8 protein-coding genes and 2 pseudogenes are annotated in these 13071 nt (G+C 65.8%); 7 read left to right on the top strand and 3 right to left on the bottom strand.

Annotated elements, in window-relative coordinates:
* Nucleotides 1-14 precede the first annotated feature (14 nt).
* The 5 genes and pseudogenes from benA (at nt 15) to L1080_RS29890 (ending at nt 5322) form a co-directional block, all read left to right on the top strand.
* Nucleotides 15-1397, top strand: coding sequence for a benzoate 1,2-dioxygenase large subunit (gene benA / locus L1080_RS29910; protein WP_250777046.1), 1383 nt, complete (start codon nt 15-17; stop codon nt 1395-1397).
* Nucleotides 1398-1411: 14 nt separating this feature from the next.
* Nucleotides 1412-1921 carry a benzoate 1,2-dioxygenase small subunit gene (gene benB / locus L1080_RS29905; RefSeq protein WP_250777047.1) on the top strand — a complete coding sequence of 170 codons (510 nt, stop codon included), beginning with the start codon at nt 1412-1414 and terminating at the stop codon, nt 1919-1921.
* A gap of 37 nt (nt 1922-1958) precedes the next feature.
* Nucleotides 1959-3101, top strand: a pseudogene (gene benC / locus L1080_RS29900) (benzoate 1,2-dioxygenase electron transfer component BenC); the annotation flags it as partial.
* A 14-nt stretch (nt 3102-3115) separates the two neighbouring features.
* Entirely contained in the window at nt 3116-3910 is a 795-nt protein-coding gene (locus L1080_RS29895) for a 1,6-dihydroxycyclohexa-2,4-diene-1-carboxylate dehydrogenase (protein WP_250777048.1), read from the top strand.
* Between the two features lie 74 nt (nt 3911-3984).
* Nucleotides 3985-5322 carry an MFS transporter gene (locus L1080_RS29890; RefSeq protein ID WP_250777049.1) on the top strand — a complete coding sequence of 446 codons (1338 nt, stop codon included), beginning with the start codon at nt 3985-3987 and terminating at the stop codon, nt 5320-5322.
* A gap of 10 nt (nt 5323-5332) precedes the next feature.
* On the opposite strand, the pseudogene L1080_RS29885 reads toward L1080_RS29890, so the two are convergent.
* The 3 genes and pseudogenes from L1080_RS29885 to L1080_RS29875 all read right to left on the bottom strand — a co-directional run bounded on the left by L1080_RS29885 (nt 5333) and on the right by L1080_RS29875 (nt 9257).
* Nucleotides 5333-6206 (bottom strand): annotated as a pseudogene (locus tag L1080_RS29885) (IS5 family transposase).
* A 46-nt stretch (nt 6207-6252) separates the two neighbouring features.
* Complete coding sequence (locus tag L1080_RS29880; RefSeq protein ID WP_250776996.1) at nt 6253-7317, bottom strand: 2-oxoacid:ferredoxin oxidoreductase subunit beta; 1065 nt, start codon at nt 7315-7317, stop codon at nt 6253-6255.
* 5 nt (nt 7318-7322) lie between these two features.
* On the bottom strand, nt 7323-9257 hold the full coding sequence (locus L1080_RS29875; protein ID WP_250776970.1) for a 2-oxoacid:acceptor oxidoreductase subunit alpha: 1935 nt from the start codon (nt 9255-9257) through the stop codon (nt 7323-7325).
* A 123-nt stretch (nt 9258-9380) separates the two neighbouring features.
* On the opposite strand from L1080_RS29875, the gene L1080_RS29870 reads away from it, so the two are divergent.
* Together L1080_RS29870 and L1080_RS29865 are read left to right on the top strand one after the other, a co-directional pair.
* Nucleotides 9381-12080 (top strand): helix-turn-helix transcriptional regulator, encoded by a 2700-nt coding sequence (locus tag L1080_RS29870; protein ID WP_250776971.1) that lies wholly within the window; start codon nt 9381-9383, stop codon nt 12078-12080.
* 119 nt (nt 12081-12199) lie between these two features.
* On the top strand, nt 12200-13027 hold the full coding sequence (locus tag L1080_RS29865; protein WP_159923599.1) for a class I SAM-dependent methyltransferase: 828 nt from the start codon (nt 12200-12202) through the stop codon (nt 13025-13027).
* Nucleotides 13028-13071: the final 44 nt, after the last annotated feature.

Raw genomic sequence — 13071 nt, 5'->3', positions numbered from 1 at the left:
TCTTGGAGGATCCCATGACTGAAACCCTGTACACAGCGCCGTCCGACGACGTGCGCGCCAAGCTGGCCGACGCACTGATCGAGGACGCGGAAACCGGACGCTACCAGGTGCGACGCAGCGTCTTCACCGACGAGGACCTGTTCGAACTCGAGATGAAGCACATCTTCGAGGGCAACTGGATCTATTTGGCCCACGAGAGCCAGATCCCGAACGTCGGCGACTACTTCACCACGTACATGGGCCGTCAGCCGATCGTCATCTCCCGGAACAAGGAGGGCGAACTCAACGCCCTGGTGAACGCGTGCAGCCACCGCGGCGCCATGCTCTGCCGGCGGAAGACGGACAACCGGACCACGTTCACCTGCCCGTTCCACGGCTGGACGTTCAACAACTCCGGCAAGCTCCTCAAGGTCAAGGACCCGCGCGAGGCCGGCTACCCGGAACAGTTCAACAAGGACGGTTCCCACGACCTCACCAAGGTCGCGCGGTTCGAGAACTACCGCGGATTCCTGTTCGGCAGCCTGAACCCCGATGTCCCGCCGCTCGAAGAACACCTCGGTGACACCACGAAGATCATCGACATGATCGTCGACCAGTCACCCGAGGGCCTCGAGGTGCTGCGCGGTGCGTCCACCTACACCTATGACGGTAACTGGAAGCTGCAGACCGAGAACGGCGCCGACGGCTATCACGTGTCCGCCACCCACTGGAATTACGCCGCGACCACCTCGCGTCGTGAGTCGGGCGAATCCACCAACGCCACCAAGGCGATGGACGCCGGCAAGTGGTCGAAGCAGCAGGGCGGGTACTACTCGTTCGACAACGGGCACCTGCTGCTGTGGACCAAGTGGGCCGACCCCGCCAACCGTCCCCTCAACGAGCGTCGTGACGAACTCGTCGCCGAGTACGGGGAGGACCGCGCCGACTGGATGATCGGGGTGTCCCGCAACCTGTGCCTGTACCCGAATGTGTACCTGATGGACCAGTTCGGTTCGCAGATCCGGCATTTCCGTCCGATCTCCGTCGACAAGACCGAGGTCACCATCTACTGCATCGCGCCCAAGGGTGAGAGCCGGGTGGCACGTGCCACCCGCATCCGCCAGTACGAAGACTTTTTCAACGCCACCGGCATGGCCACCCCGGATGATCTCGAGGAGTTCCGCTCCTGCCAGAAGACGTACCAGGCCGCCGCCGCACCGTTCAACGATCTCAGCCGTGGTGTCACCCACCAACTCCAGGGCCCCGACGAGGGTGCGAAGAGGATCGGCATCAATCCCATCTCCAGTGGTGTGAAGACCGAGGACGAGGGCCTCTACCCGATCCAGCACGGGTACTGGGTGCAGGCGCTCACCAAGGCACTCGACGCCGACGCTGCCGCTGCTGCGAACAACCGCTGAGGGAGAAAAGTTACATGACTGCAGTAGCCGAAAACACCGTCACCCAAAACGATATCGAGCAGTTCCTCTACCGTGAGGCCCGCTACCTCGACGACCGCGAATTCGAGAAGTGGATCGAGTGTTATCACCCCGACTCCGAGTTCTGGATGCCTGCATGGGCCGACGACGGTGAACTGACCACCGACCCGATGACCGAAATCTCCCTGATCTACTACGCCAACCGCGGCGGCATCGAGGATCGGGTGTTCCGCATCAAGACGGACAGGTCGAGCGCGACGAGCCTGCCGGAACCGCGTACCGGTCACAACATTTCGAACGTCGAGGTGACCGAGCGCCGCGGCGAGGTCGTGGACGTCCGGTTCAACTGGTTCACGCTCTATTTCCGCTACAACACGGTCGACACGTACTTCGGAAATTCGTTCTACACCATCGACTTCTCCGGTGAGCAGCCACTGATCCTGAAGAAGAAGGTCGTGCTCAAGAACGACTACATCCACCACGTGGTCGACATCTATCACATCTGATCTTCTTCCCCATTCTTCGCGAATCGAGCTGGTTTTCATGACTTTCCAAGTTGCACTGAGTTTCGAGGACGGGATCACCCGCTTCATCAAGTGTGACGGCGACGAGACGGTCGCCGACGCGTCCTACCGCGCGCGCATCAACATCCCCCTCGACTGTCGAGACGGGGCGTGCGGCACCTGCAAGTCGCTCTGCGAATCCGGCACGTACGACGGCGGCGACTACATCGAGGAAGCACTCACCGACGACGAGGCGGAGCAGGGCTACTGCCTTCCGTGCCAGATGATGCCGGAAAGCGATCTGGTGCTGCAGATCCCGACGACCTCCGACGTCGCCAAGACCGCCGCAGGCACGTTTTCGTCGACGATTACGGAGATCCGCAGGTTCTCCGACACCACCATCGGGTTCACGATCGAGATCGCAAACCGCGAAGATCTGGTGTTCCTCCCAGGGCAGTACGTCAACATCACCGTGCCCGGGACCGAGGCGACCCGCTCGTACTCGTTCAGCGCCGGGCCCACGTCCGAGGAACTGTCGTTTCTGGTCAAGATCACCGACGGCGGCCTGATGTCGGAATACCTGCGCGACCGCGCACAGGTCGGCGACACACTCGAGTTCACCGGCCCGATGGGAAGCTTCTTCCTCCGCGAGCAGAAGCGCCGCGCCCTGTTACTCGCCGGCGGCACCGGGCTCGCTCCGCTGCTGTCGATCCTCGACAAGATGCGCACCGACGCCGCCGACCACCCCGTGCACCTGGTCTACGGAGTCTCGTCCGACGCGGACCTGGTGGAGCTGGACAAGCTCGAGGCATACACGAAGTCGCTGCCGCAGTTCACATTCGACTACTGCGTGTCCGATCCGGCGAGCAGCGCGCCGAACAAGGGATACGTCACCGGGCTGTTCGAACCGGCGCATCTGAACGACGGTGACGTCGACGTGTACCTGTGTGGGCCGCCGCCCATGGTCGAAGCCGTCCGCGACCACCTGAAGTCCGAGGGGATCACGCCGGCGAACTTCTACTTCGAGAAGTTCAACAACGCGGCGACCCCCCACGGATCCGAGACGCCCGCACCGCGACCGGCCGACACGCCCGAATCCGCTGTGCCCGAGCATGAGATCGGCGAGGAGCACCAGCCGCTGTCCGAGTCGGGTGCGCAGTTCGACGCCCGCATGGCACTCGAGAACAGCACAGTCGCATGAGGCCGGCGTTCTACGCGAATCGGTTCGACGGCAGGGCCGTCACTGTCACCGGCGCCGCACAGGGAATTGGGCTTGCCGTCGCAACCCGGCTCGCCGATGAGGGCGCGTCCGTCGTCCTCGTCGACCGCGCCGAACTCGTCCACGACGTCGCCAAGGAACTGCGGGAGAAAGGGGCCGAGGCACACAGCATCACCGCGGACCTCGAACAGTTCACCGACGCGCAGGACGCGATCGATGATGCCCGCGCCCAGCACGGCCGGATCGACGTGCTGATCAACAACGTCGGCGGAACGATCTGGACCAAACCGTACGAGCACTACACGCCGGAACAGATCGCCGCGGAGGTGCAGCGGTCGCTGTTCCCGACGCTGTGGACGTGCCGCGCCGCACTGCCGCATCTCATCGCGCAGCACAGCGGCACGATCGTCAACGTGTCGTCGGTTGCAACCCGCGGAGTCAATCGGGTGCCCTATGCAGCCGCGAAAGGCGGGGTCAACGCTCTCACCGCGTCGCTCGCGCTCGAGGTGGCACAGTACGGAATCCGCGTGGTGGCCACCGCTCCCGGAGGAACTGAGGCACCGGCGCGCCGCGTCCCACGCGGTCCCGGTACCGAATCCGAGCAAGAGAAGGCGTGGTACCAGAACATCGTCGACCAGACCGTCTCTTCGTCGCTGATGAAGCGGTACGGCACCCTCGACGAACAGGCCGCTGCGATCCTTTTCCTCGCCTCCGACGAGGCCTCCTACATCACCGGCTCGGTACTGCCCGTCGCCGGTGGCGACCTCGGCTAGCAGCCCCACATATCTCCACCGCCTCATCGGCGGGCAATCCGGCTCGCCGTCACACTTCCCGAGCGGAGATCGTCATGAACCCGTCCACGACCGACAGCTGGGCAAGCCTCCGACATCGCAGGGCTGTCACCTGGATCGTCACACTCGCGACCATCGCCATCGTCTTCGACGGCTACGACCTCGTCGTCTACGGCACCATCCTCCCGATGTTGCTCGACGACCCCACACAACTCGGGGCGATCTCGCCGGCCCAGGCGGGCGCGCTCGGTTCCTACGCCCTCGTCGGTGTGATGGTCGGCGCGCTGGCGTCGGGCGCCATCGGCGACTATCTCGGCCGCCGCCGGATGATGCTGATCAACATCGTGTGGTTCTCCGTAGGTATGGGACTCGCGGCGCTTGCCACGAGCATCACCACCTTCGGACTGCTCCGATTCTTCACCGGGATCGGTGTCGGCGGACTCGTCGCCACCGTGGGCGCGATGGTCGCCGAATTCGCGCCTCCCGGAAAACGCAATCTGTACAACGCCATCGTCTACAGCGGAGTACCCGCCGGCGGTGTACTCGCATCTCTGCTGGCCATAGTGCTCCGCGACGCGATCGGCTGGCGCGGCCTGTTCTGGATCGGCGCACTCCCGCTCGTCACGCTGCTGCCACTGGCCCTCATGAAGCTGCCGGAGTCCCCGAAGTGGCTCGTCGCACGCGGGCACGAGGACAAGGCCCGCCGCATCTCCGAACACACGGGTATCCCCATGCCCGACCCAGAGGAGATCGCCCTCGAACACGCATCGGTCGAGAAGGTCGGATTCGCAGCCCTCATGACCCGACGGTATGCCTGGGCGACAGGACTTCTCGGTGTGATGAGCTTCTCCGGTCTCCTCCTCACCTACGGACTCAACACCTGGTTGCCGAAAATCATGGGAGACGCGGGCTTCAACGCCAAGGGGTCACTGTCCTTCCTGCTGGTCCTCAACGGCGGCGCCATCATCGGCGGTCTGATCGCCTCCAAGATCGCCGACGGTATCGGCCCTCAGCGCGTCGTGGCCACCACGTTCTTCCTCGCTGCGGTCGCGCTGGTGGTGCTCACCCTGGGATTCCCACTCCCGGTGCTGCTCGCCTCGGTCGCGGTCGCCGGAGTGGGCACGATCGGAACTCAGGTGCTGATCTACGGTTTCGTGTCCAACTACTATTCGACCTCCGCCCGCGCTGCGGGAGTGGCATGGTGCGCCGGATTCGGCCGGCTGGGCGGAATCTTCGGACCCCTCATCGGCGGCGCGCTCATCAGTGCAGGGATCAGCAGCCAGGTCGCATTCTCCGTGTTCGCGGGCATTGCCGTACTGGGCGCCTTCGTCACGTTCTTCGTACCGCGCGCACGAGTCGCCCTCCGCGCCGAGGTTGCGCCCGTCACCGCCTAGGTTCTGTCTGCTAATTGCGCAGACGGTGCGTTGTGACTGTTGAGGCGAGGAGTACGCCACCGAGGTAAGTGATGGCGTACTTGTCATACCGAGTGGCTATACCGCGCCAGTGCTTGAGTCGATTGAAACCCCGCTCAACGGTGTTGCGGTGTCGGTAGAGCGCCGGGTCGAAGGCCGGTGGTCGCCCGCCTCGGGAACCTTTCTCCTTCCGTCGTGCAATCTGATCGGATCGTTCCGGAATCGTGTGCGAGATGCGCTTTTCCCGCAGGAAGTTTCGAGTCGAAGGATGGGAGTACGCCTTGTCTGCCAGCAACCGCATCGTGCCACCGTGCCGATCCGGATAGATCTCGAGCAGCGGCGCCAGCTGTGGGTTATCGCCGACCTGCCCGGCAGTCAGCAACAGGGCGACCGGAGCGCAGGTGCCGTCGATGAGGGCGTGGATCTTCGTCGTCCACCCGCCTCGGGACCGTCCCAGGGCGTGATCGGTGGGCTCGCCCGCAAACGTGTAATTCGACTCAGCCCCCTGTGGATCTGGGAGCTGGAGCACCCGCCGCATGCTGATGGGCACGCACGCTGGTCGAGTCGATCGAGACCAGAGCCGCCAACGCCTCATCGTCGACATCACGGACCGCATGCACGGCGCGGAACATTGCCTCGTAGGTTCCGTCGATCGACCAGCGCTTGTGTCGTTCCCAGATCGACTGCCAGGCACCGAACTCGTCGGGAATATCCCGCCATGGGGAACCGGTCCGGAACCGCCAGCAGATCGCCTCGAGTGTCACGCGGTGGTCGTTCCATGGCCGACCACGCCGCGGACACGACGTGGGCATCACTTCCGCGAGCACCTCCCACAAGTCATCGGAAATCACACCTGAACGAGTCACCTGTCCACCATGAACCATCTTCGCCTCGCGATTTAGCAGACACGCCCTAAACGGTCCAGGTGTCGTGACCGGTCAGAAGCCGCTGGAGCGAGCCCTCGTCTACGGGATCCCTCTCGCGGGCGAGGTCGTTCTGCCTGCGCACCGCATCGTCGTAGGTGTCGCGCACAACGCTGCGGAATACGCCGGTCACCGTGTGGGTGAGGTCCTGGTCGGACAGCCGCGAGAGGGCGTACGCGTAATCGGGATCATCGGTGTGGGCGTCGTGCACGACGATCTCGCCACGGTCGACATCGGCGGTCTCGACCACCTTCAGACCGAAACCGGCACGCACGACGCAGTATTCGCCGGCGTTACCGAAAACGATCGGTTCTCCGTGTGTCAACGGAATCAGCCGCTGCTCCGCACCCTCCTTGCGGAGCACGTCGAACGAGCCGTCGTTGAAAATCGGGCAGTCCTGAAAGATCTCCACGAACGACGTGCCCCGGTGCGCCGCGGCCGCACGCAACACCTCGGTGAGGCCCTTGCGGTCGGAGTCCAGGGCGCGTGCCGCGAACGTCGCCTCGGCACCGAGCGCCAGGGACAACGTGTTGAACGGGTGGTCCACCGACCCCAGCGGGGTGGACTTGGTGACCTTTCCGACCTCCGACGTCGGTGAGTACTGGCCCTTGGTGAGGCCATAGATCCGGTTGTTGAACAACAAGATCGTCAGATTGACGTTGCGCCGCAACGCGTGGATCAGGTGGTTGCCACCGATGGAGAGGGCATCACCGTCACCGGTGACCACCCACACCGACAGGTCCGGACGCGTAACCGCCAGCCCGGTCGCGATGGCCGGGGCACGGCCGTGGATCGAGTGCACGCCGTACGTGTCGAGGTAATAGGGGAACCGGCTCGAACATCCGATGCCGGAGACGAACATCATGTTCTCGCGCTTCAGGCCGAGCTCCGGCAGGAAACTGCGGATCGTGGCCAGGATGACGTAGTCACCACAACCCGGACACCACCGCACCTCCTGGTCCGTGGTGAAGTCCTTGGCTTTCTGCGCTACATCGGTGTGTGGGACGTCCGCGGTCGCGCTGAGCCCGAGAGTCCTCCCGATGCGGTTGATCATCTGGGTCACGCCGGTTCCTCCTGCCGGGGGCGGTTCGTCCGATAGGTGGCCGAAGCGAGCGCGTCGGAGGTCTTGGCCAGCTCCTGTTCGCGCAACGTTCCCGCCAGCGCCGCGTCGATCACCCTGTGTATTTCTTCGCTGAGGAATGCGAGACCCTGCACCTTGGTGACCGACTGCACGTCGACGAGGTACCTCGACCGCAGAATCATCGCCAGCTGGCCCAGGTTCATTTCGGGTGCCACCACTGTGGGATAACTGCGGAGCACCGCACCGAGATTCGACGGCAGGGGGTTGAGGTGTCGCAGGTGTACCCGGGCAACCTTCTTCCCCTCCCGCCGGGCCCGGCGGCACGCCTCAGCGATGGGACCGTACGAACTACCCCACCCGATCAACAGCAACTCCGCCTGACCGGACGGATCGTCGACCACCACATCCGGGACGGTGATGCCGTCGATCTTCGCCTGCCGCAACCGGACCATGAGGTCGTGGTTGGCGGGATCGTAGGAGATGTCACCGCTGCCGTCGGCTTTCTCGAGCCCACCGATCCGGTGCTCGAGCCCGGTGGTGCCCGGCACCGCCATGGCGCGGGCCAGCGTCTCCGGGTCGCGCGCGTAGGGCGCGAACACCCCTTCCGACGGAGGCGCCTTCTCGTAGTCCACGTCGATCGGGTCCATGTCCGCCACATTCGGAACAGCCCACGGTTCACTGCCGTTCGCGATGGCACCGTCGGAGAGCAGAAGCACCGGAGTGCGATAGGTGAGGGCTATCCGCGCGGCCTCGACGGCGGTGTCGAAGCAGTCGGCGGGTGACCGCGGCGCCAGCACCGCGACGGGCGATTCACCGTTGCGCCCGTACATCGCCTGCAGCAGATCCGACTGTTCCGTCTTGGTCGGCAGTCCGGTGGACGGCCCACCGCGCTGCACATCGATCACCAGCAATGGCACCTCCGTCATCACCGCCAGCCCGATCGCCTCACTCTTCAGCGCCAGGCCCGGCCCGGACGTGCTCGTCACCCCCAGCGCCCCGCCGATCGACGCCCCGAGGGCCGCCCCGATACCGGCGATCTCGTCCTCCGCCTGGAAGGTGGTGACACCCAGGTTTCGATGCTTACTCAGCTCGTGCAGGATGTCCGACGCCGGAGTGATCGGATAGGTACCCAGGAACACCTCGCGCGAGGCCAACTGCGCCGCCGTCACCACCCCGTAGGCCAGCGCGGTGTTGCCGGTCACCTGACGGTAGGTGCCCCGCGGCAGGGTCGCGGCCGAGATTTCATAGGTGGTGGCGAAGGTTTCCGTCGTCTCCCCGTAATTCCACCCCGCCGTGAAGGCGAGGAGGTTACCCTCCGCAACCTGGGGTTTCGCCGCGAACTTGGTGCGCAGGAACTGCTCGATACTGCGTGTGGGCCGGTTGTACATCCACGAGAGCAATCCGAGCGCGAACATGTTCTTGGCCCGCTCACCGTCTTTTCGGCTCAGGCCCGCAGGTTGTACCGCGCCCACCGTCAGCGTCGTCATCGGGACCGGGTGCACCGTGTAGTCCGCGAGGGAATCGTCCTCGAGCGGATTGGCCGCGTACCCGACCTTCGACAGGTTCCGCTTGGTGAACCCGTCCATGTCGACGATGATCATCCCGCCGCGCGGCAGGTCGGGCAGGTTCGCCTTCAACGCGGCCGGATTCATTGCCACCAGCACATCGGGGCGATCACCCGCGGTGAGAATGTCGTAGTCGGCGATCTGGATCTGGAACGACGACACCCCGGGCAACGTGCCCTGCGGCGCACGAATCTCGGCGGGGAAGTTCGGTTGCGTGGCGAGATCGTTGCCGAATGCCGCCGCCTCCGAGGTGAACCGGTCCCCGGTCAGCTGCATGCCGTCACCCGAATCGCCGGCAAAGCGGATGACCACCCGCTCCAGCTTGGTGGAGTTCGCGTCCGTCGTCATAAGTGCACCGGATCTCTCGACTGCTGCGTCCGTGTCGATCAGCTGCTTCTCACCTCACGTTACAAGCGTTCCGCCGTTCTGCCAGGCACCCGCCCGAAATCGCGTCGCGATACGGTGAGCCTTGTGAGTGACCCAGCCAACAGCGAACTCGTCGGCCGTTCACGTGAGCTCGCAAGTCTCGAGGCTTTCCTGCGCGGGGCGACTCCCGACCTGCCGGCCGTCGTGCTGGTCGAAGGGGCCGCCGGCATCGGCAAGACCACCCTCGTCGAGGCGTTCCTTGCAGCGCACTCCGAGGTGCCGACGCTTGCCGCAGTGTCTACGCCCTGGGCGACGGGGCACCCGTTCGGCGTGGTCGAGCAGTTGCTGGGGTCCGCAGTGACCGCACGACATCCTCTGGACGTCGCCCACGAGCTCGCCGCCGCGGTGACCGCACTTCCCGGGGAGAAGGTCGTGGTCGTGCTCGACGACGCACACTGGGCCGACCTCGAATCGTTGCAGGCCGTCACGTCGGCGACTCCTCTTCTCGACCGCCCTGCCATGCTGGTGCTGATTACGACGTCGGAACCGGCCGCCGACGTCTCGCCCGACGTGATCGAGCTCCTCGACCGACATCACCGTCACCGGCTGTGCGTCCCGCCCCTCGATGCGTCCGACATTCGCACACTCGCGAACCACATTGCGCACGTGGACCTTCCAGCGCCCGTCGCGCACCAGCTCAGGCAGCACACGGCCGGAAATCCCCGGCACGTCACGCAACTCCTCCACGAAGTGGAGCCGGACGCCTGGTCCCACTGGCAACCCGTGCTGCCCGTCCCCCGGGCCGTCACCGCATCGGTGCGCTCGCGGCTCACGGCGTGCTCGGCGCCCGCGCGCGCCCTGGTCGAATCGGCCTCCGTCCTCGTCGGTGATCCGCGTTTCGCCGATGCCGCCGAACTTGCGGACATCGCGAATCCCGTCGAAGCACTCGACGAGGCGCACCGAGCGGGACTGCTGACGATGGGCGAGCATCGCGGCGTCACCGTGCTCGTGTTCCCCTCGGCACTCACCCGGGCCGCCGTCTACCGCGACCTCGGCCCGATCCGACTGCGCGACCTGCACGAGCACGCAGCACGCATCGTCGACGACGACAGTCAGCGCCTCGACCATCTGGCTGCCGCGTCACCGTTTCCCCACCCCGAACTCGCCGATGAACTCGACCGCCACGCCGTCCACCGGGCCACGGTCGGGGCCTGGTCCGCCGTCGCGGACGCCCTGATCAAGTCGAGCCGCCTCAGCGCAGACCGACGCATTCGAGAGCAACGCCTGATCCGCGCCGTCGACGCCCTGGTCGGGACCGGAAATCTGCCGCAGGCGATCGCGTTCGCACCCGAAATCGAAAGCTTCCCCGCAAGCCCGCTCCGTGACGCCGTCCTCGGCTATCTGGCCATCCAGCGGGGCCGCCCCGCGGAGGCCGACCTGCTGCTCACGCAGTCGTGGTCGGCCTGCGACCCCGCAACGGATCCGGCGACTGCCGCACTGATCTGTCAGCGCCGGGTCCTCGACTCCCTGGCCCGGTGGCACGGGCCCGACCTCGTCCAGTGGGGTTCGCGGGCAGTATCCCTCGTCGACCCGAGCGATCCTTCGGCCGTCGAATCCGCGGCGATCATGGGCCTCGGACTGGCAGCGACGGGCAAGACAGCCGAGGCGCGGGCCGCGTACGACCACCTGTCGGCCACAGTCGCACTGGGCGCCCAGTCGCAACGCTTCGAGATGGCCCGGGGCTGGCTCGACCTGGCGTTGGACGAACCGGAGGCGGCGCGGCAGGAACTCGAAAGTGCCGTGCCGACGGCATTTCGGATGGGCTCTGCCCGTATTTCGCTGTGGGCGCAGGCCTGGTTGGCTCGCACCCAGTTCGCCCTCGGTGACTGGAGTGGGGCCGTGGCCACCGTCGAACGTGCCGCGCGTCAGCTGGAGGATGTCGGGCTGGACCTACTGCGGCCACTCGTGCACTGGACGGGAGCCCAGACGCAGGCGCTGCGTGGCAATCGCGATGCCGCACAGCACCACCTCCGGCGGGCGGCCGCGAGCCTCCACGACTACCCGATCATGTTCTTACCGGCCTCGCTGGCACGCGCCCAGTGCGCCGAAGTGGAAGCCGACTACCCCACGGTGATTCGCGCACTCGAACCCCTCATCCGGCTCCAGCCGCGGGAGGGCGTCGACGAACCCGGATTCTGGCACTGGCCGGACGTCTACGCGAATGCGCTCGTCATGGTCGGGAGGGTGGACGACGCCGACACCTTCCTCATCCCCCACGAGGAACGGGCCGCAGCGCGACAGCACCGTTCCGCCCAGGCGCGGCTCGGCTATGCCCGCGGACGCATACTCGGCGCCCGCGGGGATATCGACGCCGCCCGAGCCGTCTTCGAGCAAGCACTGCAGCATCTCGACACGCTGCCGCTGCCCTACGACCGCGCCCGGGTCAACTTCGCGTACGGCCAGACCCTGCGACGGGCCGGTAAACGCCGTGAGGCCGATGCGGTGATCCAGGCCGCGCGGGAGGGATACTCGGCTCTCGGTGCCACGTCGTACGTGTTGCGGTGTGACCGCGAGATCAAGGCGGGCGGGCTCAACCTCGAGCGCAGTCGTGTCTCACTCGCGGACCTGACGCCTCAGGAACAGGCGGTGACGGAACTCGTCGCCGGTGGTGCCAGCAACAAGGAGGCAGCGGGAGAACTGTTCCTGTCGGTCAAGACGGTGCAGTACCACCTGACACGGGTCTACGCGAAGCTCGGCGTGCGCTCCCGCAGCGAACTCGCGGCGCAGTTCCGCAACGACGGCTGAGGTCGGGCGGGGGCCGGAAACCACCCCAGGGTGTCTTTTCCCGGGCACCCGTTGCGCGAAGGCTGGCACCTGGGCGTCCTGACAACCAGGCGCCCATCCGACCACAGGAGGTCTTCGAGATGAAGGACACGATCGACGCGGTCGAGGCCGACCGCGAGTTGAAAACCCGGCACCGCGCCATGTGGGCGCTCGGCGACTACCCCTCGCTGGCCGGCGAGGTGATCCCGGACCTCGGACCGGCGCTGGTGGCAGCGTGCGAGGTGCGGTCGGGCGACCACGTTCTGGATGTCGCAGCGGGGTCGGGCAATGCCGCTATTCCTGCCGCGCTCGCAGGGGGTCACGTCGTCGCGAGTGACCTCACCCCGGAACTGTTCGATGTGGGACGCCGTGAGGCTGCCGCGGCGGGGGCTGCTGTCGAATGGCAGCAAGCGGATGCCGAGGCACTGCCCTTCGACGACGAGGAGTTCGACGTCGTCATGTCCTGTGTGGGTGTCATGTTCGCGCCGCACCACCAGCAGAGCGCCGACGAGATCGTCCGTGTCTGTCGTCCGGGTGGAAGGATCGGACTGCTCAGCTGGACGCCGGAGGGTTTCATCGGTCAGATGTTCGCGACGATGAAACCGTATGCCCCGGCTCCCCCACCCGGCGCGCAACCCCCACCGCTCTGGGGTCGCGAGGAACACGTCCGCGAACTGTTCGGGGACAGGGTGACCGATCTGACGGCGACGCGGCAGACGTTGCACGTCGAGAAGTTTCCGACGCCCGAGGAGTTCCGCGACTATTTCAAGGAGCGGTACGGCCCCACGATCGCCGTGTACCGCAACATCGCCGGTGACCCGGAACGGGTGGCCGCACTGGACGGTGAACTCGCCGACCTCGCGCGACGCCACTTCGACGGGACCGCCATGGAATGGGAGTACCTCCTGGTGACCGCGCGCAGACGGTGACCACCCTGGGACGGTAGGGTAGTCAACGGTGCGCCGGGAAGTCT

The sequence above is a fragment of the Rhodococcus sp. MSC1_016 genome (assembly GCF_023667485.2).
Lineage (GTDB): Bacteria > Actinomycetota > Actinomycetes > Mycobacteriales > Mycobacteriaceae > Rhodococcus_F > Rhodococcus_F oxybenzonivorans.
This window is presented reverse-complemented; position numbering and strand designations above follow the sequence as displayed.